Origin of the sequence: Pseudomonas sp. NFX183, from assembly GCF_047943075.1 — a bacterium.
Lineage (GTDB): Bacteria > Pseudomonadota > Gammaproteobacteria > Pseudomonadales > Pseudomonadaceae > Aquipseudomonas.
Window position 1 is genome coordinate 3,131,779 of sequence record NZ_CP181333.1, and the last position, 24,139, is coordinate 3,155,917.

Consider the following 24,139-nt stretch of genomic DNA (forward strand, 5'->3'; position numbering starts at 1 on the left):
CGGCCTGCGGGCGGCCCCGAATGTCGGTGGCCCCCGCAGGCTCTTCAAAGAGTGTTCAAGACGGCTTGCCGACTGACCTGCGGATTTGAGTGACAAACCCATGCCAAAACGTACAGACATAAAAAGCATCCTGATTCTCGGCGCTGGCCCGATCGTGATCGGCCAGGCCTGCGAATTCGACTACTCCGGCGCCCAGGCCTGTAAAGCCCTGCGCGAAGAGGGTTACCGCGTCATCCTGGTGAACTCGAACCCGGCCACCATCATGACCGACCCGGACATGGCCGACGCCACCTACATCGAGCCGATCAAGTGGCAGACCGTTGCCAAGATCATCGAGAAAGAGCGTCCGGACGCGCTGCTGCCAACCATGGGCGGCCAGACCGCACTGAACTGCGCCCTGGACCTGGAGCGCGAAGGCGTCCTGGAAAAATTCGGCGTAGAGATGATCGGCGCCAACGCCGACACCATCGACAAGGCTGAAGACCGCTCGCGTTTCGACAAGGCCATGAAGTCCATCGGCCTTGATTGCCCGCGTTCCGGTATCGCCCATAGCATGGAAGAGGCCAATGCGGTCCTCGAGAAGCTGGGCTTCCCGTGCATCATCCGTCCGTCCTTCACCATGGGTGGCACCGGTGGCGGTATCGCCTACAACCGTGAAGAGTTCGAAGAAATCTGCGCCCGTGGTCTGGACCTGTCGCCGACCAAGGAACTGCTGATCGATGAATCCCTGATCGGCTGGAAAGAGTACGAGATGGAGGTTGTCCGCGACAAAAAGGACAACTGCATCATCGTCTGCTCGATCGAAAACTTCGACCCAATGGGCGTGCACACCGGTGACTCGATCACCGTTGCTCCGGCACAGACCCTGACGGACAAGGAATACCAGATCATGCGTAACGCCTCGTTGGCGGTACTGCGTGAGATCGGCGTTGAAACCGGCGGTTCCAACGTTCAGTTCGGTATCTGCCCGGACACCGGCCGCATGGTCGTGATCGAGATGAACCCGCGTGTATCGCGTTCTTCGGCGCTGGCATCGAAAGCCACCGGCTTCCCGATTGCGCGTATCGCTGCCAAGCTGGCGATCGGTTACACCCTGGACGAGTTGCAAAACGAAATCACTGGCGGCGCTACGCCGGCATCCTTCGAGCCGTCCATCGACTACGTCGTGACCAAGCTGCCACGTTTTGCCTTCGAGAAGTTCGCCAAGGCTGACGCTCGCCTGACCACCCAGATGAAATCCGTCGGTGAAGTCATGGCCATCGGCCGGACTTTCCAGGAGTCCCTGCAGAAAGCCCTGCGTGGCCTGGAAGTGGGTGTTTGCGGTCTGGACGAGAAGCTCGACCTGAGCAACCCGGAAAGCATGAGCGTGCTCAAGCGCGAGCTGACCGTGCCGGGCGCCGAGCGTATCTGGTACGTGGCCGATGCTTTCCGCGCTGGCATGACTGTCGAACAAATCTTCGGCATGAACATGATCGACCCGTGGTTCCTGGTGCAGATCGAAGATCTGATCAAGGAAGAAGAGAAGGTCAAGACCCTTGGTCTGTCCTCCATCGACCGCGACCTGATGTTCCGCCTCAAGCGCAAAGGTTTCTCCGACCAGCGTCTGGCCAAGCTGCTGGGTGTGACCGAGAAGAACCTGCGCACGCATCGCCACAAGTTGGATATCTTCCCGGTCTACAAGCGCGTTGACACCTGCGCGGCCGAGTTCGCCACCGACACTGCGTACCTGTACTCCACCTATGAGGAGGAGTGCGAAGCCGCACCGTCGGGCCGCGACAAGATCATTATCCTGGGCGGCGGTCCAAACCGTATCGGCCAGGGCATCGAGTTCGACTACTGCTGCGTACACGCCGCTCTCGCCCTGCGCGAAGACGGGTACGAGACCATCATGGTCAACTGCAACCCGGAAACCGTTTCCACTGACTACGACACTTCCGACCGTCTGTACTTCGAGCCGGTCACCCTGGAAGACGTGCTGGAAATCTGCCGCGTCGAGAAGCCAAAAGGCGTGATCGTCCAGTACGGTGGCCAAACTCCGCTGAAACTGGCTCGCGCCCTGGAAGCAGCCGGCGTGCCTATTATCGGCACCAGCCCTGACGCCATCGACCGTGCCGAAGACCGTGAGCGCTTCCAGCAGATGGTTGAGCGCTTGAGTCTGCGTCAGCCGCCTAACGCCACCGTGCGCAGCGAAGACGAAGCCATCCGCGCAGCCAGCAAGATCGGTTACCCGCTGGTGGTGCGTCCGTCCTACGTGTTGGGCGGCCGTGCGATGGAAATCGTCTACGAAGAAGAAGAACTCAAGCGTTACCTGCGTGATGCGGTGAAAGTGTCCAACGACAGCCCGGTGCTGCTGGACCACTTCCTCAACTGCGCCATCGAGATGGATGTGGATGCTGTCTGCGACGGCACCGACGTAGTGATCGGCGCGATCATGCAGCACATCGAGCAGGCGGGCGTTCACTCCGGTGACTCCGCATGCTCGCTGCCGCCATACTCGCTGCCGGCGCACATCCAGGACGAGATGCGCGAGCAGGTCAAGAAAATGGCCCTGGAGCTGGGCGTTGTCGGCCTGATGAACGTTCAGTTGGCGCTGCAAGGCGAAGACATCTACGTCATCGAAGTCAACCCGCGTGCGTCGCGTACCGTGCCATTTGTTTCCAAGTGCATCGGCGTTTCTCTGGCGATGATTGCTGCCCGTGTGATGGCCGGTAAGACCTTGAAGGAAATCGGCTTCACCAAGGAAATCATTCCTAACTTCTACAGCGTGAAAGAGGCGGTGTTCCCCTTCGCCAAATTCCCTGGTGTGGACCCGATCCTGGGCCCAGAGATGAAGTCCACCGGTGAGGTGATGGGCGTGGGCGACACCTTCGGTGAAGCGTTCGCCAAAGCCCAGATGGGTGCAAGCGAAGTGCTGCCGACCGGCGGTACCGCGTTCATCAGTGTGCGTGATGATGACAAGCCGCTGGTTGCAGGCGTGGCCCGTGATCTGATCAACTTGGGCTTTGAAGTCGTGGCCACCGCCGGGACCGCCAAGCTGATCGAAGCTGCCGGCCTGAAAGTGCGTCGCGTGAACAAGGTGACGGAAGGCCGTCCGCACGTGGTCGACATGATCAAGAATGACGAAGTCACTCTGATCATCAACACCACTGAAGGTCGCCAGTCGATCGCGGACTCCTACTCCATTCGTCGTAATGCCTTGCAGCACAAGATCTACTGCACCACTACCATTGCTGCTGGCGAAGCCATCTGCGAAGCGCTCAAGTTCGGTCCGGAAAAGACCGTGCGTCGCTTGCAGGATCTACACGCAGGATTGAAGGCATGACCAAATACCCAATGACCGTCCAGGGCGCCAAGGCCCTGGAAGAGGAACACGCCCATCTGACCAAGGTCGTCCGTCCGAAGCTGAGCCAGGACATCGGTACGGCCCGCGAGCTGGGTGACTTGAAGGAAAACGCTGAATACCATGCTGCTCGCGAGCAGCAAGGTATGGTCGAAGCGCGGATCCGTGACATTGAAGGCCGTATGCAGAACGCGGTGATCATCGACGTCACGACCATCCCGCATACCGGCAAAGTGATTTTCGGTACCACCGTGGAAATCGCCAACGTCGAGACGGATGAGCGCGTTGTTTACCACATCGTCGGCGAGGACGAAGCTGACTTCAAACTCGGCAAGATCTCGGTTGGTTCGCCTCTTGCTCGCGCCTTGATTGCCAAGGAAGAGGGTGATGTGGTGGCGGTGAAAACGCCCGGTGGCGTGATCGAGTACGAGATTGTTGAAGTTCGTCACATCTGAAAGACGGCGCCCGCTTCGTGCGGGCGCCATGCTTTGGCAGCTTGCCCAGATGCTTTGGGTGGGCGGCGTGTGGTTGTTACACATTGGTTTATTGCCGACGCTGGGCCTGATTGGCCTGGCGCCGTTGCTGATCGATGAAATCGACGGATTGCTCAGCGCGCTGCTGGTAGGTTTCGCGGCGGCGTGCGTGACGCTCCAGGTGCTGGTGCTGATCAAGGCCGAGGGCTTGGGGAGTTTGTGGCGGGATATTCGCGGCCAACTGCTGTTGATGGCGCTGTACGCATGCGCAATGTTTTGCGTGGTGCATACGTGGCTGCCGGAAGCGTTGCGCTGGCAGCTATTCAGCTATCTTGTGTTAGGGTTCTCCGGCTTGGTGCTGGTTTTACAACCGGCGCCAGGATGGAGTGGCGGGGCGCGCGAAGCACGCCCGTGACCCTTTTGTTACTTGAAGCGGTGTACGTTCGACAGTTGCTTGTTGACGCTGAAGTTCTTGCGATACAGCAGCGCCATCTTGCCGATGACCTGAACCAGATCCGCTTTGCCGACCTTGCACAGTTCTGCAACGGCGGCCAAACGCGCTTCGCGGTCAAGGATGTTGACCTTGATCTTGATCAGTTCGTGATCGCCCAATGCGCGTTCAAGTTCGGCTAACACACCTTCAGTCAAACCGTTGTCTGCCACAATCAGAACTGGTTTCAGATGGTGGCCAATGGATTTGTACTGTTTCTTCTGCTCTTGAGTGAGCGGCATAATCTGACCCCTGCGTCTGATCTTGTAAAAAGCGGCGGCCAGTTTACCCGAGCGAGTCCGGGACCGCCCAGTTAATCACGACCCGTTTTATTTTTCGAGGTGGCCCGTGGCCCGTTCCAAAACTAGCCTTAAGTGGCTGCAAGAGCATTTCAACGATCCTTACGTCAAAAAGGCGCAAAAGGACGGGTACCGTTCGCGGGCCAGCTACAAGCTCCTTGAGATCCAGGACAAGGACAAATTGATTCGCCCCGGCATGAGCGTTATTGATCTTGGCGCGGCCCCTGGTGGCTGGTCCCAAGTGACCAGTCGTCTGATTGGTGGGCAGGGCCGCTTGATCGCTTCCGACATCCTGGAAATGGACAGCATCCCGGATGTGACCTTTGTTCACGGTGACTTCACCCAGGACGCCGTGCTCGCAGAGATCCTCGAGGCAGTGGGAAATTCGCAGGTAGACCTTGTGATTTCCGACATGGCCCCCAATATGAGTGGATTACCGGCCGTCGATATGCCGCGCGCAATGTTCCTGTGTGAACTGGCGCTGGATTTGGCGGGTCGGGTGTTGCGTCCGGGTGGTGATTTTCTGGTGAAAGTCTTCCAGGGCGAAGGTTTTGACGAGTACCACAAGAACATCCGCAAGTTGTTCGACAAGGTGCAAACGCGCAAGCCAGACTCTTCTCGGGACAGGTCTCGGGAGCAATACCTGCTGTGCCGCGGCTTCCGCGGTGTTGAAGGTGCGGCGAGTGAAGAGCGTTTTTAAGGAATTCGAGGAAGGCGATAGGTTTTTTTATATCGCTTTCGTCACGAAGCTTTACGAATATTATGTAGTCAAAGTTTCACAAAGGGTTACAGACGGCGCCTGCCAGAGTTGTAGGTAATGTAGTAAGTTAGGCCGGTGAATATCATGCGAAGCGCGCGCCAGTAGCGGAGCTTGCTTCAGAGGGTAGTTAATTGAACGATATGGCAAAGAATCTGATCCTGTGGTTGATCATCGCGGCAGTCCTGGTGACGGTGATGAACAACTTCTCCAGCCCTAACGAGCCGCAGACCCTCAACTATTCCGACTTCATCCAGCAAGTTAAGGATGGCAAGGTCGAGCGCGTAGCGGTTGATGGCTACGTGATCACCGGCAAACGCAACGATGGCGACAGCTTCAAGACCATTCGTCCGGCTATCCAGGACAACGGTCTGATCGGCGATCTGGTGGATAACCACGTAGTCGTTGAAGGCAAGCAGCCTGAGCAGCAGAGCATCTGGACTCAACTCCTGGTCGCCAGCTTCCCGATCCTGGTGATTATCGCCGTGTTCATGTTCTTCATGCGCCAGATGCAAGGCGGTGCGGGAGGCAAGGGCGGGCCGATGAGCTTCGGCAAGAGCAAGGCGCGCCTGCTCTCCGAGGATCAGGTCAAGACCACCCTGGCTGACGTTGCAGGTTGCGACGAAGCCAAGGAAGAGGTCGGTGAGCTGGTCGAGTTTCTGCGCGATCCGGGCAAGTTCCAACGCCTGGGCGGCCGTATTCCGCGCGGCGTACTGATGGTTGGTCCTCCGGGTACCGGTAAAACCTTGCTGGCCAAGGCGATTGCCGGCGAAGCCAAAGTGCCGTTCTTCACCATTTCCGGTTCTGACTTCGTCGAAATGTTTGTTGGTGTGGGTGCCAGCCGTGTTCGCGATATGTTCGAACAGGCCAAGAAGCACGCACCGTGCATCATCTTCATCGATGAAATCGACGCTGTTGGTCGCCATCGTGGTGCTGGCATGGGTGGCGGTCACGATGAGCGTGAGCAGACCCTCAACCAGTTGCTGGTGGAGATGGACGGCTTCGAAATGAATGACGGCATCATCGTCATTGCTGCAACTAACCGTCCTGACGTATTGGACCCTGCGCTGCTGCGTCCAGGTCGTTTTGACCGTCAGGTCGTGGTTGGCTTGCCGGATATCCGCGGTCGCGAACAGATTCTGAAAGTGCACATGCGCAAAGTACCGATGGGCGACGATGTGGCGCCTGCCGTGATTGCTCGTGGTACGCCAGGTTTCTCGGGTGCAGACCTTGCCAACCTGGTGAACGAGGCTTCGTTGTTCGCGGCCCGTACCGGTAAACGCATCGTTGAAATGAAAGAGTTCGAGCTGGCAAAAGACAAGATCATGATGGGCGCCGAGCGCAAATCCATGGTCATGTCCGAAAAAGAGAAGCAGAACACCGCTTATCACGAAGCCGGTCACGCCATTGTGGGTCGTGTTGTGCCTGAGCATGACCCGGTCTATAAAGTATCGATCATCCCTCGTGGTCGCGCGCTGGGTGTCACTATGTTCCTGCCGGAAGAGGATCGTTACAGCCTTTCCAAGCGAGCGCTGATCAGCCAGATCTGCTCGCTTTACGGTGGCCGAATTGCTGAAGAAATGACCTTGGGCTTTGACGGTGTGACCACCGGTGCCTCCAACGACATCATGCGTGCCAGCCAGATTGCACGAAACATGGTGACCAAGTGGGGCTTGTCGGAAAAACTCGGTCCATTGATGTATGCCGAGGAAGATGGCGAAGTGTTCCTGGGGCGTGGCGGCGGCGGTCAAAGCGCCAGCTTCTCCGGTGAGACGGCCAAGCTGATCGACTCCGAGGTGCGCAGCATCATTGACCAGTGCTACGGCACTGCCAAGCAGATCCTGACTGACAACCGCGACAAGCTGGATGCCATGGCTGATGCGCTGATGAAGTACGAGACCATTGATGCCGACCAGATCGACGACATCATGGCCGGTCGTACGCCTCGTGAGCCTCGCGACTGGGAAGGCGGTTCAGGCACCTCTGGCACCCCGCCAGTGGTTCAGAACGAACGCCCTGAAACCCCGATCGGTGGCCCTGCGGCTGACCACTAAGGTTTGAAATGACTCCTGCGTCGTCCTCCACCCGGTTGCCTTGCGGTAACCGGGTTCTTGATTTGGCCCATACACACGTCATGGGCATTCTTAATGTAACCCCTGATTCCTTTTCCGACGGCGGCCGTTTCAGTCAGCAGGACGCCGCGTTGCGTCACGCCGAGGCTATGGTGCTGGCGGGGGCAACGTTGATTGATGTTGGTGGCGAATCGACTCGTCCGGGAGCACGTGTTGTTTCTCCCCTGGAGGAGCTGGAGCGCGTCGCGCCGATAGTTGAGCGTATCGCCCGCGAGCTTGATGTGATCATCTCGGTTGATACATCTACGCCGGCGGTAATGCGTGAAACGGCGCGCCTGGGTGCGGGCCTGATCAACGATGTGCGCTCCCTGCAGCGAGACGGTGCCCTGGATGCAGCGGCGGCAACCGGCCTGCCGGTGTGCCTGATGCATATGCTGGGAGAGCCCGGCAACATGCAAGACAGCCCGCACTACGACGACCTGGTAGGTGAGGTGAGTGGGTTTCTCGCCGAACGAATCGCTCAGTGCGCCACAGCGGGAATCGCTGCCGAAAAGATCATCCTTGATCCCGGTTTTGGGTTTGCCAAGACACTCCAGCACAATTTGAGTCTCTTTAAGCATATGGAAGCCCTGCATGCCCTTGGTCGGCCCTTGTTGGTCGGTGTTTCGCGCAAGAGCATGATAGGGCTGGCCTTGAATCGCCCGGTGGGCGAGCGGCTGTACGGCGGACTGGCGCTTGCTGCGCTTGCCATGACCAAAGGTGCGCGAATTTTGCGCGTGCATGATGTCGCCGAGACAGTCGATGTGGTGCGTATGATTGCCGCTGTAGAATCAGCCGAATAAGAATGACGGAGCACTTATGACTAAAAAATATTTTGGCACCGACGGTATTCGCGGTCGGGTCGGCGAATTCCCGATTACTCCTGATTTCATGCTCAAGCTGGGCTGGGCGGCAGGCATGGCGTTCCGCAGCATGGGCGCTTGCCGCATTCTGGTGGGCAAGGACACCCGTATTTCGGGTTATATGTTCGAATCGGCGCTGGAGGCAGGTTTGTCCGCCGCCGGTGCTGATGTGATGCTGTTGGGGCCAATGCCGACGCCTGCGATCGCTTACCTGACGCGTACCTTTCACGCTGAAGCCGGTATCGTGATCAGTGCGTCGCACAATCCCCACGATGACAACGGCATCAAGTTCTTCTCGGGCCAGGGCACCAAGTTGCCGGACGAGATCGAGTTGATGATTGAAGAGCTGCTGGATGCACAGATGACGGTGGTTGAGTCCAGCAAGCTGGGCAAGGTGTCGCGTATCAACGACGCATCAGGCCGTTATATCGAATTTTGCAAAAGCAGCGTTCCGAGCAGTACCAATTTTGCCGGGCTGAAGATCGTTGTCGACTGCGCCCATGGTGCGACCTATAAGGTGGCTCCGAGTGTATTCAAAGAGCTGGGTGCGGACGTGACGGTGCTTTCGGCGCAACCGAACGGCTTGAACATCAATGAAAATTGCGGTTCCACCCACATGGGGCAGTTGCAGGCGGCCGTTCTGGCTGAGCATGCCGACCTGGGCATCGCCTTTGATGGCGATGGCGACCGTGTGTTGATGGTGGATCACACCGGTACCGTGGTTGATGGCGATGACCTGCTGTTTATCATTGCTCGCGACCTGCATGAGCGTAACAAGCTGCAAGGTGGTGTCGTCGGCACATTGATGAGCAATCTTGGGCTTGAGCTCGCTCTGGCGGAACTGGGTATTCCGTTTGTACGCGCCAACGTCGGTGACCGGTATGTGATCGCCGAGCTGCTGGAGCGTAACTGGCAGGTGGGGGGTGAAAACTCCGGGCATGTTGTCTGCTTCCAGCACACCACCACGGGCGATGCCATTATTGCTGCTCTGCAAGTGTTGTTGTCGTTGCGTCGCCGTGAAGAGAGCTTGGCTCAGGCGCGACAGGCGCTGCGTAAGTGCCCGCAAGTTCTGCTCAATGTGCGTTTTGCCGGTGGCGAAAACCCGATCGAGCACCCTGCTGTCAAAGACGCGTGCGAGCGCGTAACCCTGGCAATGGCGGGGCGTGGACGGGTGCTGTTGCGCAAGTCCGGCACAGAGCCTCTGGTGCGCGTCATGGTCGAAGGCGAAGACGAAACACAGGTTCGCGGCCATGCCGAAGACCTGGCAAAACTGGTAACTGAAATTTGCGCCTGAATTCGGCTTGCCAGTGATGATGTGGTTGGGTAACATCTGCGCCCACTTTGACCGACGAGGTACAGCATGCGTCGCACTATGGTAGCTGGTAACTGGAAGATGCACGGTACCCGCGCCAGTGTCGCTGAGCTGATCAATGGCCTTCGTCACTTGGCCTTGCCTAGCGGTGTTGATGTTGCGGTTTTCCCGCCTTGCTTGCATATCAACCAGGTTGTTGATGGCTTGAAGGGTAAGTCGATTCAGGTCGGCGCGCAGAATTCTGCGGTGGAGCCCATGCAAGGTGCGTTGACCGGCGAGATTTCGCCGAGTCAGCTGGTAGATGCGGGTTGTTCCTATGTGCTTGTCGGGCACTCCGAGCGCCGTCAGATGATGGGCGAGCGTGATGGGACACTCAACCGCAAGTTCGCAGCGGCACAGGCTTGTGGCTTGATTCCAGTGTTGTGCATAGGGGAGACTCTGGAGCAACGTGAATCGGGCAAGACTCTTGAAGTTGTCTCGCGTCAGCTGGGCAGCATCATCGAGGAGCTGGGTGTTGGTGCATTTGCAAAGGCAGTCATTGCTTACGAGCCGGTCTGGGCCATTGGCACCGGACTGACTGCTACGCCGCAACAGGCGCAGGATGTGCACGCAGCCATCCGCGCTCAGTTGGCGGCAGAGAATTCTGAAGTCGCGCAAGGTGTGCGGCTTCTATACGGCGGCAGCGTGAAGGCGGCCAATGCGGTCGAACTGTTCGGCATGCCGGATATCGATGGGGGGCTCATTGGTGGAGCTTCCCTGAATGCAGATGAGTTCGGTGCGATCTGTCGCGCCGCGGGAAACTGAAAAAATGCTGGAAACAGTCGTAGTCGTTTTTCATCTGTTGGCAGCCCTGGGCGTAGTTGCCCTGGTTTTGTTGCAACAGGGTAAAGGTGCGGATGCTGGTGCGTCTTTCGGTGCAGGTGCTTCAAATACTGTGTTCGGAAGCCAAGGTTCCTCTACCTTTCTTAGTAAGTTTACTGCTATACTTGCCGCCGGTTTCTTCATAACCAGCTTGGGGTTAGGTTACTTTGCTAAAGAGAAAGCTCATGTGCTGACTCAAGTAGGTCTCCCAAACCCAGCAGTGTTGGAAGTACCAAAAGCAAAACCGGCTTCTGATGATGTCCCGGTGCTTCAAGAGCAAAAGTCGGCTACTCCAGCGACTGACGTACCTCCAGCTCAAGAGCAGAAGTAAGAAGGGTTGTAAACGCTGTATTGCCGAGGTGGTGGAATTGGTAGACACGCAACCTTGAGGTGGTTGTGCCCATAGGGTGTAGGGGTTCGAGTCCCCTTCTCGGTACCAATTATCAGGAGAGCCCGCTGTTGCGGGCTTTCTTGTAGGTGGAAGGTTACATTGACCCTGTAAGGGATCGGTCGTATACTTCCGCCCCAGCTTTGTCGCGGGGTGGAGCAGTCTGGTAGCTCGTCGGGCTCATAACCCGAAGGTCGTCGGTTCAAATCCGGCCCCCGCAACCAGTTTTAGCGGAGCCCCTTTTAAGGGGCTTTTTGTTAGCTGGACACTTTCAACGCCGCTGTTCGACGGCGTTTCAAGGATGGGCGTTTCGCCCATTTTTTTATTTTGCACAGCATGCACATACATGCACGAGGGGGTTCAGGTGTCGAGCAAGCTAGAAGAGTTGCAGGCCTTGTTGGCCCCGGTGGTCGTGGCCCTAGGCTATGAATGCTGGGGTATTGAGTTTTCGGCTCAAGGTCGCCACTCAATGTTGCGCGTTTATATCGATAAAGAGGGCGGCGTGCTGGTGGACGATTGTGCCATTGTCAGCCGTCAGATCAGCGGTGTCCTGGATGTTGAAGATCCGATTTCCGTTGAATACACCCTCGAAGTTTCCTCGCCAGGCATGGAACGCCCACTGTTCACTATTGATCAGTTTGCAAAATTTGCCGGTGAACAAGTGAAGATCAAGCTGCGCTCTCCCTTTGAAGGGCGACGCAACTTTCAGGGCCTTCTGCGCGGTGTAGAAGAACAGGATGTCGTGGTGCAGGTAGAAGACCATGAATTCCTGTTGCCGATCGATATGATCGACAAGGCCAACATTATTCCCAGTTTTGACTGAGACGCGGATCCCGCGGATCCAATGGCTTGCGAAAGGCGAGGCGTACGATGAGCAAAGAAGTACTGCTGGTTGTTGAGTCGGTATCCAATGAAAAGGGCGTACCGGCAAACGTGATTTTTGAAGCGCTGGAGCTGGCCCTGGCCACTGCTACCAAAAAGCGTTTTGAAGACGAAGTTGATCTGCGTGTGGAAATCAACCGCCACACCGGTGCCTATGAGACTTTCCGTCGCTGGACGGTCGTCGAAGAAGCCGATCTTGATGATCCGGCCATCGAAACCTGGCCAAGCAAGGTTGCCGAAACGCACCCTGGCGCCAAGGTCGGTGATGTCGTCGAAGAAAAAATCGAGTCGATCGAATTCGGCCGTATTGCTGCACAGACCGCCAAGCAGGTCATCGTGCAGAAGGTTCGCGAAGCTGAGCGCGCTCAAGTCGTTGATGCTTATCGCGAGCGCCTGGGTGAAATCATCTCCGGTACCGTGAAAAAAGTTACCCGTGACAACGTGATCGTTGACCTGGGCAACAACGCTGAAGCGTTGCTGGCCCGCGAAGACATCATCTCTCGCGAAACCTTCCGTGTCGGCGTGCGTCTGCGTGCGCTGCTCAAGGAAATCCGCACCGAGAACCGCGGCCCTCAGTTGATCCTGTCGCGTACCGCGCCGGAAATGCTGATCGAGCTGTTCCGTATCGAAGTGCCGGAAATTGCCGAAGGCCTGATCGAAGTCATGGCTGCGTCCCGCGACCCGGGTTCGCGCGCCAAGATCGCGGTCCGTTCCAAGGACAAACGCATCGACCCGCAGGGCGCTTGCATTGGTATGCGCGGTTCGCGCGTCCAGGCAGTGTCGGGCGAGTTGGGCGGCGAGCGTGTGGACATCGTGCTGTGGGACGATAACCCGGCGCAGTTCGTAATTAACGCCATGTCGCCGGCTGAAGTGGCGGCAATTATCGTTGACGAAGATGCCCATGCAATGGACATCGCCGTTGGCGCAGATAATCTGGCTCAGGCCATTGGTCGTGGTGGTCAGAACGTGCGTCTGGCCAGCCAACTGACCGGCTGGACCCTGAACGTGATGACCGAATCGGACATCCAGGCTAAGCAGCAAGCTGAAACCGGTGACATCCTGCGCAACTTCATCGACGAGCTGGAAGTCGACGAAGACCTGGCGCAGGTGCTGGTAGATGAAGGCTTCACCAGCCTGGAAGAGATTGCCTACGTACCGTTGGAAGAAATGCTCAACATCGACGGCTTTGACGAAGACACCGTCAACGAGCTTCGCGCTCGGGCCAAGGATCGTTTGTTGACTAAAGCCATCGCTACTGAGGAAAAGCTGGCAGACGCCCATCCGGCCGAAGACCTGCTCTCGCTTGAGGGTATGGACAAGGATTTGGCGATGGAACTGGCGGTGCGCGGCGTAATTACCCGCGAAGACCTGGCCGAGCAGTCTATTGACGATCTGCTCGACATCGACGGCATTGACGATGATCGTGCCGGCAAGTTGATCATGGCCGCCCGAGCCCATTGGTTCGAGTAACTAGGCGCGGCCTGAGGAGAGAAGTGCATGACGCAAGTCACGGTGAAACAACTGGCCGATGAGGTCAAAACACCGGTAGAGCGCCTGTTGCAGCAGATGCGTGAGGCAGGTCTGCCGCACACCGCCGCCGATGAAGGTGTGAGCGACAGTGAGAAGCAGTCTTTGCTGACTCACTTGAAGAGCAGCCACAAGGCGAAAGTGGAAGAACCGCGCAAGATTACATTGCAGCGCAAAACCACCAGCACCCTGCGTGTTGCTGGTAGCAAGAGCATCAGCGTTGAAGTACGCAAGAAGAAAGTCTTCGTACAGCGCAGCCCGGAAGAAATCGAAGCCGAGCGCAAACGCGAACTGGATGAACGTCGCGCAGTAGAAAATGCTGCTCGTCAGAAGGCTGAAGAAGAAGCCAAGCGTCGCGCCGAAGAAGAAGCGCGCCGCCAGCCTGCTGCTGCGCAACCTGCTGGTACTGACGCGGTCGCCGCTCCTGCAGCGCCTGTTGAAGCTGTGCGTGAGGCTGCGCCGGTTGCCGCTGCACCTGCTCCTGCAGCAGACGCTCGCAAGCGCGACGAGCCTCGTCGTCCGGACAAACCACGTGCCGACGATAACAATCGTCGCGGTGGTGGTGGCGATGGCGAGCGTAAAAACGCCCCACATCGTGCCTCGGTCAAAGAGAAAGCGCCTGCTCCACGCGTTGCCCCACGTACTACCGACGAAGAAAGCGATGGCTTCCGTCGTGGTGGTCGCGGCAAGGCCAAGCTGAAAAAGCGCAACGCCCACGGTTTCCAGAGCCCAACCGGCCCTGTCGTGCGTGATGTGCAGATCGGCGAGACCATCACAGTTGGCGACCTCGCCAATCAGATGTCGGTCAAGGCTGCTGAAATCATCAAGTTCATGTTCAAACTGGGTACTCCAGCGACCATCAACCAGGTACTGGACCAGGAAACTGCCCAACTGGTTGCTGAAGAGCTGGGCCACAAAGTGACCCTGGTCAGTGACACCGCCCTGGAAGATTCCCTGGCCGAGTCCCTGAAGTTTGAAGGTGAGTCGTTCTCCCGTGCGCCAGTTGTGACCGTAATGGGCCACGTTGACCACGGTAAGACCTCGCTGCTCGACTACATCCGTCGTGCCAAGGTAGCTGCCGGCGAAGCCGGCGGTATCACCCAGCACATCGGTGCATACCACGTTGAAACCGAACGCGGCATGGTCACTTTCCTCGACACCCCTGGTCACGCCGCGTTTACCGCAATGCGTGCCCGTGGTGCCAAGGCGACTGACATCGTGATTCTGGTGGTTGCAGCGGACGACGGCGTGATGCCGCAGACCATTGAAGCTGTCCAGCACGCCAAGGCCGCTGGTGTTCCATTGGTTGTTGCCGTGAACAAAATCGACAAGCCGGGCGCCGATCTCGATCGCATCCGTAGCGAACTGTCGGTTCACGGCGTGACGTCTGAAGAGTGGGGCGGTGATACGCCGTTCGTTTCGGTCTCGGCAAAAGTCGGTACCGGTGTAGACGAACTGCTCGAAGCGGTCTTGCTGCAAGCTGAAGTACTCGAACTGAAAGCAACGCCATCGGCTCCGGGTCGCGGTGTTGTGGTTGAATCGCGTCTCGACAAAGGTCGTGGCCCGGTTGCAACCGTTCTGGTTCAAGACGGTACGCTGCGCCAAGGCGACATGGTACTGGTTGGTTCGAACTACGGCCGTGTACGTGCCATGCTCGACGAGAACGGCAAGCCAATCAAGGAAGCCGGTCCTTCCATCCCTGTCGAGATTCTCGGCCTGGACGGTACCCCGGACGCTGGCGACGAGATGAGCGTAGTAGCCGACGAGAAGAAAGCCCGTGAAGTGGCTCTGTTCCGTCAAGGCAAGTTCCGCGAAGTCAAACTGGCCCGTGCTCACGCTGGCAAGCTGGAAAACATCTTCGAAAACATGGGCCAGGCAGAGAAGAAGACGCTTAACATCGTCCTCAAATCTGACGTCCGTGGTTCCCTCGAAGCGTTGAACGGCGCCTTGAACGGCTTGGGTAACGACGAAGTGCAAGTGCGCGTTGTCGGTGGCGGTGTCGGTGGTATCACCGAGTCCGACGCCAACCTGGCACTGGCTTCCAACGCTGTACTGTTCGGCTTCAACGTGCGTGCCGATGCTGGCGCTCGCAAGATCGTCGAGCAGGAAGGCCTGGACATGCGTTACTACAACGTCATCTACGACATCATCGAAGACGTCAAGAAAGCCCTTACCGGTATGCTTGGCAGCGACGTTCGGGAGAATATCCTGGGTGTTGCCGAGGTGCGTGACGTGTTCCGCTCGCCGAAATTCGGCGCGATCGCCGGTTGCATGGTTATCGAAGGTGTTGTGCACCGTAACCGTCCAATCCGTGTACTGCGTGAAGACATCGTTATCTTCGAAGGCGAGCTGGAATCCCTGCGCCGCTTCAAGGATGACGCTTCCGAAGTGCGTGCCGGCATGGAATGCGGTATCGGCGTCAAGAGCTACAACGACGTCAAAGCTGGCGACAAGATCGAAGTCTACGAGAAGGTTCAGGTTGCTCGCAGCCTCTAACTCGCGCACTTCCGGAGCCACGCGACGCGTGGGCATGCACATGCCCCGCGCAGCGTACGGACTCTAAACGCAACGCCCGGTCTGGCTTTTGTCAGGCCGGGCGTTTGCCGCTTTCAGACCCCACGGGTTTCACCGTGTGGCAGTAACAGGTAACAAGACATGGCAAAAGAATACAGCCGTACCCAGCGTATCGGCGATCAGATGCAGCGCGAGCTGGCCCAACTGATCCGTCGCGAAGTCAAAGACCCACGCGTTGGCCTGGTCACCATCACCGCCGTTGAAGTGAGCCGCGACGTAGGTCACGCGAAGATCTTCATCACTGTGATGGGCCAGGACAGCAGCGAAGAAATCGCGCAAAGCATCAAGGTGCTCAACTCGGCTGCAGGTTTCCTGCGCATGCAGTTGGCCCGCGAAATGAAGCTGCGCAGCGTGCCTCAGTTGCACTTCCACTACGACGAAAGCGTCGTGCGTGGTGCGCACCTGTCGGCGCTGATCGAGCGCGCCGTGGCTGAAGACAGCCAGCACCCGTCCACACCTGAAGACGCCAAGGAGTAAGCGGTGGCTCAGGTCAAACGTATCCGTCGCAACGTCAGCGGCATTATTCTGCTCGACAAGCCCATTGGCTTTACCTCCAATGCTGCCTTGCAGAAGGTTCGCTGGCTGCTCAATGCCGAGAAGGCCGGGCATACCGGCAGTCTCGACCCCCTGGCCACCGGCGTGCTGCCGTTGTGCTTTGGTGAGGCGACCAAGTTCTCGCAATACCTGCTCGATTCCGACAAGGGTTACGAAACCCTGATGCAACTGGGCAAGACCACCACCACGGCCGATGCCGAAGGTGATGTTCTGCAGGTTCGCGACGTGACCGTTGGTCGTGCTGATATTGAAGCTGCTTTACCCGGTTTTCGTGGGCAAATCAGTCAGATACCGCCGATGTACTCGGCCCTCAAGCGTGATGGCCAGCCTCTGTACAAGCTGGCACGTGCGGGCGAAGTAGTGGAGCGCGAACCGCGTTCTGTTACTATTGCGCGCTTGGAATTGCTCGCCCATGAAGGCGACACTGCCCGCTTGGCCGTGGACTGCAGCAAAGGCACCTATATCCGTACCCTGGTGGAAGATATTGGTGAAAAGCTCGGTTGCGGCGCGTACGTTGCAGAACTGCGACGCACCCAGGCCGGTCCTTTCAGCCTGGCCCAGACGGTCACGCTGGAAGAGTTGGAAGCAGTACACGCCGAAGGCGGCAATGAAGCAGTTGATCGCTTCCTGATGCCATCGGACAGCGGTTTGCTGGATTGGCCATTGCTGCACTTCTCGGAGCACAGCGCGTTCTACTGGCTCAACGGCCAGCCGGTACGTGCCCCGGACGCTCCGAAGTTCGGTATGGTGCGGGTACAGGATCATAACGGTCGCTTCATCGGTATCGGTGAAGTGAGCGAAGACGGGCGCATCGCGCCGCGTCGACTGATTCGGTCAGAATGACCGAACGAGTGTGGCTGTTAACAGGCACGGTCAACACTCATTTTTAGATACAGGGATTTGTCCCTGGCCTGTTGAGATCACCCTTTGGGTGGTTTCCTGAAAAAGGATTGCCTCATGGCTCTCGACGTTCAAGAAAAAGCACAAATCGTAGCTGACTATCAGCAAGCTGTTGGTGACACTGGTTCGCCAGAAGTGCAAGTTGCACTGCTGACCCACAACATCAACAAGCTGCAAGGTCACTTCAAGGCCAACGGTAAAGATCACCACTCCCGTCGTGGTCTGATCCGCATGGTAAACCAGCGCCGTAAGCTGCTGGACTACCTGAAAGGCAAGGATCTGGGTCGTTATCAGGCTCTGATCGGTCGCCTGGGTCTGCGTCGCTAATCAGCGATTGCGCTAGAGGTTGGTTGTCTGCCGTGTGTCAGTGGGATTCCCGCTGGCCCATGGCAGGCTCCCAGCCTCAAGTTTTATCTGGATACACGTTTTACCCTGGACGAGCGTCGGGCCGATTCCCGGCATTGCCCAAGAATTTCGCAAGAAGACAAGTTCCCCAAGAGCCACAAAGAAGGTAGGACACCGTGAACCCGGTTATCAAAAAATTCCAGTTCGGTCAGTCGACCGTTACCCTCGAGACAGGCCGTATCGCCCGTCAAGCCTCCGGCGCAGTGCTGGTCACCGTTGACGACGACGTCACCGTATTGGTGACCGTTGTTGGCGCCAAGACCGCTGACCCAAGCAAAGGCTTCTTCCCTCTTTCCGTTCACTACCAGGAAAAGACTTACGCTGCCGGTAAGATCCCTGGCGGTTTCTTCAAGCGCGAAGGCCGTCCTTCCGAAAAAGAAACCCTGACTTCCCGACTGATCGACCGTCCGATCCGTCCGCTGTTCCCAGAAGGCTTCATGAACGAAGTGCAGGTTGTCTGCACCGTCGTTTCCACCAGCAAGAAGACCGATCCGGACATCGCTGCGATGATCGGTACTTCGGCTGCCCTGGCCATCTCCGGTATTCCTTTCGATGGCCCGATCGGCGCAGCTCGCGTTGCTTTCCACGAAAGCACCGGCTACCTGCTGAACCCGACTTACGAACAACAGAAAGCGTCGAGCCTGGACATGGTCGTTGCCGGTACGTCGGAAGCCGTATTGATGGTTGAATCGGAAGCCAAAGAGCTGACCGAAGACCAGATGCTGGGCGCGGTACTGTTTGCTCACGACGAGTTCCAGGTTGTGATCAACGCTGTTAAAGAACTGGCTGCCGAAGCTGCCAAGCCGACTTGGACCTGGGCTCCACAGGCTGAAGCGACTGAGCTGCTGGGTGCGATCCGCTCCGAGTTCGGCGCTGCCATCTCCGACGCCTACACCATCACCGTCAAAGCCGACCGCTACGCTCGTCTGGGCGAGCTGAAGGAGCAGGTTGTGGCCAAGCTGTCCGGCGAAGAAGGCCAGCCTTCTTCCAGCGACGTCAAAGCTGCCTTCGGTGAAATCGAATACCGCACCGTTCGCGAAAACATCGTTAACGGCAAGCCACGTATCGATGGTCGCGACACGCGCACCGTACGTCCGCTGAACATCGAAGTCGGCGTTCTGCCGAAGACTCACGGTTCGGCTCTGTTCACCCGTGGTGAAACCCAGGCTCTGGTTGTTGCAACACTGGGTACTGCCCGTGACGCACAGCTGCTGGACACCCTGGAAGGCGAGAAAAAAGACCCGTTCATGCTGCACTACAACTTCCCTCCGTTCTCGGTAGGTGAGTGTGGTCGCATGGGTGGCGCTGGTCGTCGCGAAATCGGTCACGGCCGTCTGGCCCGTCGTTCGATTGCAGCCATGCTGCCTGCCGCCGACGTGTTCCCGTACACCATCCGTGTTGTGTCGGAAATCACCGAGTCCAACGGTTCCAGCTCCATGGCTTCGGTCTGCGGTGCTTCCCTGGCGCTGATGGACGCTGGTGTGCCGATGAAGGCACCGGTTGCCGGTATCGCCATGGGCCTGGTTAAAGAAGGCGAGAAGTTCGCCATCCTGACCGACATCCTGGGCGATGAAGACCACTTGGGCGACATGGACTTCAAAGTAGCCGGTACCGCTAAAGGTGTTACCGCGCTGCAGATGGACATCAAGATCAAGGGCATCACCGAAGAGATCATGGAGATCGCTCTGGGCCAAGCCCTGGAAGCGCGCCTGAACATCCTCGGCCAGATGAACCAGATCATTGGTCAGTCGCGTACCGAGCTGTCGGAAAATGCTCCGACCATGATCGCGATGAAAATCGACACCGACAAAATCCGTGATGTTATCGGTAAAGGCGGCGCGACCATTCGTGCGATCTGTGAAGAGACCAAGGCTTCGATCGACATCGAAGACGACGGCTCGATCAAGATCTTCGGCGAAACCAAAGAAGCTGCAGAAGCTGCACGTCAGCGCGTTCTGGGTATCACCGCAGAAGCCGAGATCGGCAAGATCTACGTCGGTAAAGTTGAGCGCATCGTCGACTTCGGCGCATTCGTCAACATCCTGCCGGGCAAAGACGGTCTGGTGCACATCTCCATGCTGAGCGACGCTCGTGTTGAGAAAGTGACCGACATTCTGAAAGAAGGTCAGGAAGTGGAAGTGCTGGTATTGGACGTGGACAACCGCGGCCGTATCAAGCTGTCCATCAAGGACGTAGCAGCAGCCAAGGCTTCGGGCGTTTAATTACCCCGGCCTCACGCTGAAAAAAAGGACTCTTCGGAGTCCTTTTTTTATGCGCTTAGGAAAATGCCGATAAATCAGAAGCTTAGTAAATCCCAAAAGCCGCAACTTGCATGCAAGGACGGCCTTCTTCATGCAAGTTGCACGATTCCGAAAATTGGTCATTTTTATAAGTTATTGTTTTATAAGGATTTAATTCGAAAATCTAACTTGGCACACTGCCTGCAATAATCCTGGTAACGCTGCAGCATCAAGGTTTACCCACTGCAGACTTTCAATAAAACAGGAGTTACTCGTATGAAGAAGTTCGCTCTCGCTACTGCTACCGCTCTGACCCTGGCCATGGGTGCTAACGTGGCCTTTGCTCAGACTTCCCAAGCTCCAATGACCATGGCTGCTGGCGAAGTGACCAAAGCCAAAGAATCCACTTCGGATACTTGGATCACCACCAAAGTCAAAGCTGACCTGCTGACCGAGAAAGGCATTCCTGGTTCGGACATCAAGGTTGAAACCAACAAAGGTGTGGTTTCCCTGTCGTCGACCGTAGCGATCTCTGATTCGCAGAAAGCCACTGCAGTAGCAATCACCAAGCGCATCAAAGGTGTGACCGCTGTTTCTGCTGACGGCCTGCTGGCAGGCGGCGCAACTAAAGCCGACAACGTCGACAAAACCAAAGGCGCAGCAGCTGACGCCAAGGGCGCCACTTCCGATACCTGGATCACCACCAAAGTGAAAGCTGACCTGGTAACCGAGAAAGGCATTCCTGGCACCGACATCAAAGTCGAAACCAACAAAGGCGTAGTTTCTCTGTCCTCTTCGGTCGCTGTGACTGAAGCACAGAAAACCACCGCGGTGAATATCGCCAAGAAAATCAAAGGCGTTAAAGCTGTATCGGCCGATGGCCTGAAAGCAGAGTAACGCTTAACTGTTCGTCTGAACTGAATAGCGGCGGCTTAGGGTGAGTTAGATATCCACCCAAGGCACCTCTGGAGTTCATGCGACCGACCACACGGATGTGGTCATTACAGGCCCCGGCACTTGTGTCGGGGCCTGTTCTATTCTGGGCGCAAACAAAACCCCAGGCCGAGCACAAACAAATGTGGGAGCTGGCTTGCCTGCGATAGCATCACTTCGATTCAACTGAATGACCGAGGTGTCTGCATCGCCGGCAAGCCAGCTCCCACATTTGGATGGGTGTCTCAGGTGTTACTCAGCATCCAGATGCATTGGGGTTACCACCCGGCCATCCTTCTCCGCCTGCCCCAGGTTGGCATCGATGAAGTACACCCGGTCATCTTCCAGTTGGCCCTTGTCCACCAGGTAATCCTTGATGGCACTGGCTCGGTCTTGCCCCAGTTGACGCAGCAGTACATCACTGGCGCCCCAGAACTTGATCAGCCCGTCACGCAGCTTCGCGGTGCGTTCATCGCTGCTCAGGTCTTTCCACTCGGCCGGCGGTTGTTGTTTCAGACGGGTGCGGTAGATGCCTTCCAGCAACGGCGCTTTTTCCTTCTCGGGGACGACCAGCAGCGAAGCCTGGGCCGGAACCTTATCGCCACGGCGCTGCAGTATCTTGTAGTAGTTGTATTGATATTCACGTTCCAGTCGCTCGGCAGCGAGCAAGGGACCGTCACTGCTGGCAGCCGCCGTGCCTTCGATTTCAAGGCGCAGGGTAGGGCGCTCTTTGAGTGCTTTGGCCAGGGTATTCAGCGCGCCTTGAGCGTCTTTGTTCAATTCGCTGGAGCCTGGGGCGAACGACACATTGCCCAAGTCTTCCGAGCCGCCACCCGTGACCAGCCCACCGATGAACTTGAACGGCGCCGTCGCCGCGCGCACCACCAGGTTACGCAGGGTTTGCCAGACAATCGGCATCACGCTGAATTGCGGGTTGTTCAGGTCGCCGGTAACCGGCAGTTCGATGGAGATCTTGCCGTCGGAGTCCTTGAGCAGGGCGATGGCCAGGCGAATCGGCAAATCCACGGCGTCGGCGCTGTCGACTTTCTCACCCAGTTGCAGTTGCTCAACCACCACCTTGTTTTCAGCCTTCAACTGGCCTTTGGTGATCACATAATGCAGGTCCAGGTTGAGCCGGCCCTTGCGGATGCGGAAACCGGCGAACTTGCCGGAATACGGCGTCAACGTGGTCAACTCGACGCGTTTGAAGCTGGTGGCGATATCCAGCGCCGCCATCGGATCAAACGGGTTCACGCTGCCTTTGATGGTCACTGGCGCATAGCGATCCACCTTGCCCTTGATGTCGACGCTGGCCGGTTTGGCTTGGCGGCTGTCAATGGTGCCGATCTGCCCGTTGAGCTGTTGAATGGCCGTGGCAAAGTTGGGCGTAAGGCTGAAGTCGGCAAAGTTGGCCGAGCCGTCATTGATCGCGATCTGCCCTATATGGATGCCCAGCGGCTTGTCTTTGCTGGCTGCCGGCTTGGCTGCCGATTTGGCGCCACTGTCGGCCGGCTGCGGGATCAACAGGTCATCGATGTTGGTGGTGCGGTCATCATTGATCATGAAGCGCGCGTACGGTTGCAGCAGGTTGACCTTGTCGATCGACAGGCTGTCGCCGTGTTGATAATTGACACCTTCGAGCACCAGGCGCTGCCATTTGAGGAAGTCGCGGGTCTTGAGCGTGTCCAGGGTGTGCAATTGGTCGACCTGAGCGCGGCCGGTGACCTGAAGCGCCAAAGGCTCGGTGCTCTTGAGGTTCACATCCAGGTTGCTGCCCAACATGCCGCTGCGCAGTTCCAGCCGAATGAACGGGCTGATATAGGACTGAGCAACCCGCAGGTCGATGTCCTGGGTATTCACTTTGAGTTTGGCGCTGACCGGGTTGAGATTGACCTCGCCGGTTGCCTGGATCTTGCCTTGTTTACCCAGGCCGGAGTCGACCTTAAAGGTAAACGGGCTTTGGTTGAGGCTGTCGAAGTTCTGCACATCGACGTTCAAGGGGCCCAGTTCCAGCGCTACCGCAGGTTTGGCCTGACGGTCGGCCAGGTGCACCTGATAGTTACGCAGCTGCACATCCTTGAGCATTACTTGCCAGGGCTTGCCAGGCGCGGCCGGTTCAGCCTTTGGCGAGTCGGCCGTTGCCGGCGCATTGGCGGGCTCGGGCGCCTTGGCCGGCTTGCTCGGTTGGCTGGCGAACAGTTTTTGCCAATCCAGTTGCCCATCGGCTTCGCGGGCGGCCCAGGTTTCCAGCTTGTTGCTGCGAATCTTGCCGACCACCACGTGCTGCTTGGCCAGGTCCACCGTGGTGTCACTGACGTCCAAGCGTTCCAGGCGCACCAATGGGCGGCCATCGGGCGCCTTGATAGCAAACGGCGCAATGCTGGCGGCGGTGTTGGTCAGGTTCAGTTCGGTTTCTTTGGCCAGGCTGAATGTGTAGTCGGTGCTGAAATTCAGCACACCGTCTTCCAGCACGAGCGGCACGGCATCACGAACATACGGCCACCAGGCCTTCATCTTGCCGTCGGTGACTTTCAGCGTGCCCTTGGAGGTGATCGGCACCAGGCTGAAATTGCCTTTCCAGTCGATTTGCCCACCCTCAGGGCCGGCGGCCACCAGCGTCATGTCGGCGTTGTCTTCCGGCAAGGTGCTGAGGTTTTTGAGTTCAAAGTCGAGTTTGTCGTAGAGAAATTCGATCGGTTCGCTGGGACGCAGGTCTCGAAAATGCACATAGCCGCCCGCCAGCTTGATGCTGTCGATGCGCAGCGGGAATGGCTTGGCGTCGGGATCGGCCGGGGTCGGCTCGCTCGGCGGCAGCTTGAACAACTGCGCCAGGTTCAGTTGGCCGGATTTGTCGAACAGCAGCTCGGTCTTGGGTTGGTCGAGTTGCACATCGGCCAGGTGCAGGGCGCGAGTCCAGAGGCTGTCGATCTGCAGGTTGGCGTAGAGACGCTCGAAACCCACTTGCTCTTTGCCCGGTTCGCCGATTTTCAAGCCCCAGGCTGTCACTTCCAGGCTGAACGGATTGAGTTCGATACGCTCGATGCGTGCCGGCACCGTGGCGTAATGGGCCAGCTGTTGATTGGCAATACGAAGGGCAATGCCCGGCAAAATCAGAAAACCCAGCAAGCTGTACAGAGCCAGGGCGGTCAACAAGGCGCCAGCGGCGCGGATCAATCCTTTGGGCATGAGTGACGCCATCTATGTCGAACAGGAGTGCCTTGGAGTATGG

Annotated in this window: 19 protein-coding genes and 2 tRNA genes; 19 read left to right on the forward strand and 2 right to left on the reverse strand. The window is 57.6% G+C overall.

Translation table 11 applies throughout. The features are described 5' to 3' along the window. The first annotated feature begins 100 nt into the window (after nucleotides 1-100). The 3 genes from carB to ACM530_RS14595 are packed head-to-tail and all read left to right on the forward strand — an operon-like array spanning nucleotide 101 to nucleotide 4,228. A complete protein-coding gene (gene carB / locus ACM530_RS14585) occupies nucleotides 101-3,322 on the forward strand; it encodes a carbamoyl-phosphate synthase large subunit (RefSeq protein WP_145162157.1) in 3,222 nt (1,073 codons plus the stop codon). Beyond that, a complete protein-coding gene (gene greA, locus ACM530_RS14590; protein ID WP_083356716.1) occupies nucleotides 3,319-3,795 on the forward strand; it encodes a transcription elongation factor GreA in 477 nt (158 codons plus the stop codon). Before carB ends, greA begins: the two co-directional genes overlap by 4 nt. A 28-nt stretch (nucleotides 3,796-3,823) precedes the next feature. After that, entirely contained in the window at nucleotides 3,824-4,228 is a 405-nt protein-coding gene (locus ACM530_RS14595) for an MFS transporter (RefSeq protein WP_106579259.1), read from the forward strand. 8 nt (nucleotides 4,229-4,236) lie between these two features. On the opposite strand, the gene ACM530_RS14600 is transcribed toward ACM530_RS14595, so the two are convergent. Then, nucleotides 4,237-4,545, reverse strand: coding sequence for a YhbY family RNA-binding protein (locus ACM530_RS14600; RefSeq protein WP_106579258.1), 309 nt, complete (start codon nucleotides 4,543-4,545; stop codon nucleotides 4,237-4,239). Nucleotides 4,546-4,651: 106 nt separating this feature from the next. On the opposite strand from ACM530_RS14600, the gene rlmE reads away from it, so the two are divergent. The 16 genes from rlmE to ACM530_RS14680 all read left to right on the forward strand — a co-directional run bounded on the left by rlmE (nucleotide 4,652) and on the right by ACM530_RS14680 (nucleotide 20,874). Beyond that, nucleotides 4,652-5,302, forward strand: coding sequence for a 23S rRNA (uridine(2552)-2'-O)-methyltransferase RlmE (gene rlmE / locus ACM530_RS14605; RefSeq protein ID WP_034117848.1), 651 nt, complete (start codon nucleotides 4,652-4,654; stop codon nucleotides 5,300-5,302). A gap of 200 nt (nucleotides 5,303-5,502) precedes the next feature. Then, the gene (ftsH, locus tag ACM530_RS14610) at nucleotides 5,503-7,413 is read left to right on the forward strand and encodes an ATP-dependent zinc metalloprotease FtsH (RefSeq protein WP_106579257.1); all 1,911 of its coding nucleotides are present in this window, start codon (nucleotides 5,503-5,505) and stop codon (nucleotides 7,411-7,413) included. A gap of 8 nt (nucleotides 7,414-7,421) precedes the next feature. Continuing rightward, nucleotides 7,422-8,273: a dihydropteroate synthase gene (folP, locus tag ACM530_RS14615; protein WP_369302496.1), complete on the forward strand. Its 852-nt coding sequence runs from the start codon at nucleotides 7,422-7,424 to the stop codon at nucleotides 8,271-8,273. A 16-nt stretch (nucleotides 8,274-8,289) separates the two neighbouring features. Beyond that, a complete protein-coding gene (gene glmM / locus ACM530_RS14620) occupies nucleotides 8,290-9,627 on the forward strand; it encodes a phosphoglucosamine mutase (protein WP_416365035.1) in 1,338 nt (445 codons plus the stop codon). A gap of 66 nt (nucleotides 9,628-9,693) precedes the next feature. Further along, on the forward strand, nucleotides 9,694-10,449 hold the full coding sequence (gene tpiA, locus ACM530_RS14625) for a triose-phosphate isomerase (RefSeq protein WP_003194193.1): 756 nt from the start codon (nucleotides 9,694-9,696) through the stop codon (nucleotides 10,447-10,449). Between the two features lie 4 nt (nucleotides 10,450-10,453). Next, complete coding sequence (gene secG, locus ACM530_RS14630) at nucleotides 10,454-10,837, forward strand: preprotein translocase subunit SecG (RefSeq protein ID WP_010206600.1); 384 nt, start codon at nucleotides 10,454-10,456, stop codon at nucleotides 10,835-10,837. 22 nt (nucleotides 10,838-10,859) lie between these two features. Continuing rightward, nucleotides 10,860-10,945, forward strand: a tRNA-Leu gene (locus ACM530_RS14635). A gap of 96 nt (nucleotides 10,946-11,041) precedes the next feature. Then, a tRNA-Met gene (locus ACM530_RS14640) sits at nucleotides 11,042-11,118 on the forward strand. A 140-nt stretch (nucleotides 11,119-11,258) separates the two neighbouring features. Beyond that, nucleotides 11,259-11,717 carry a ribosome maturation factor RimP gene (gene rimP / locus ACM530_RS14645; RefSeq protein ID WP_003235029.1) on the forward strand — a complete coding sequence of 153 codons (459 nt, stop codon included), beginning with the start codon at nucleotides 11,259-11,261 and terminating at the stop codon, nucleotides 11,715-11,717. A 47-nt stretch (nucleotides 11,718-11,764) separates the two neighbouring features. Beyond that, nucleotides 11,765-13,246, forward strand: coding sequence for a transcription termination factor NusA (nusA, locus tag ACM530_RS14650; RefSeq protein WP_008057419.1), 1,482 nt, complete (start codon nucleotides 11,765-11,767; stop codon nucleotides 13,244-13,246). 27 nt (nucleotides 13,247-13,273) lie between these two features. Continuing rightward, nucleotides 13,274-15,799: a translation initiation factor IF-2 gene (gene infB / locus ACM530_RS14655; protein ID WP_145162144.1), complete on the forward strand. Its 2,526-nt coding sequence runs from the start codon at nucleotides 13,274-13,276 to the stop codon at nucleotides 15,797-15,799. A gap of 159 nt (nucleotides 15,800-15,958) precedes the next feature. Beyond that, nucleotides 15,959-16,354, forward strand: coding sequence for a 30S ribosome-binding factor RbfA (gene rbfA, locus ACM530_RS14660; RefSeq protein WP_016973761.1), 396 nt, complete (start codon nucleotides 15,959-15,961; stop codon nucleotides 16,352-16,354). A gap of 3 nt (nucleotides 16,355-16,357) precedes the next feature. Beyond that, nucleotides 16,358-17,275 carry a tRNA pseudouridine(55) synthase TruB gene (truB, locus tag ACM530_RS14665; RefSeq protein WP_106579253.1) on the forward strand — a complete coding sequence of 306 codons (918 nt, stop codon included), beginning with the start codon at nucleotides 16,358-16,360 and terminating at the stop codon, nucleotides 17,273-17,275. 114 nt (nucleotides 17,276-17,389) lie between these two features. After that, complete coding sequence (gene rpsO / locus ACM530_RS14670) at nucleotides 17,390-17,659, forward strand: 30S ribosomal protein S15 (protein WP_003176135.1); 270 nt, start codon at nucleotides 17,390-17,392, stop codon at nucleotides 17,657-17,659. Nucleotides 17,660-17,853: 194 nt separating this feature from the next. After that, complete coding sequence (gene pnp, locus ACM530_RS14675) at nucleotides 17,854-19,959, forward strand: polyribonucleotide nucleotidyltransferase (protein WP_119741048.1); 2,106 nt, start codon at nucleotides 17,854-17,856, stop codon at nucleotides 19,957-19,959. A gap of 294 nt (nucleotides 19,960-20,253) precedes the next feature. Then, nucleotides 20,254-20,874, forward strand: a complete 621-nt coding sequence (locus ACM530_RS14680; RefSeq protein ID WP_119741050.1) for a BON domain-containing protein — start codon at nucleotides 20,254-20,256, stop codon at nucleotides 20,872-20,874. 288 nt (nucleotides 20,875-21,162) lie between these two features. Here ACM530_RS14680 and ACM530_RS14685 read toward each other — a convergent pair whose 3' ends face one another. Continuing rightward, nucleotides 21,163-24,096 (reverse strand): DUF748 domain-containing protein, encoded by a 2,934-nt coding sequence (locus ACM530_RS14685; RefSeq protein WP_416365036.1) that lies wholly within the window; start codon nucleotides 24,094-24,096, stop codon nucleotides 21,163-21,165. Between the last annotated feature and the right edge of the window lie 43 nt (nucleotides 24,097-24,139).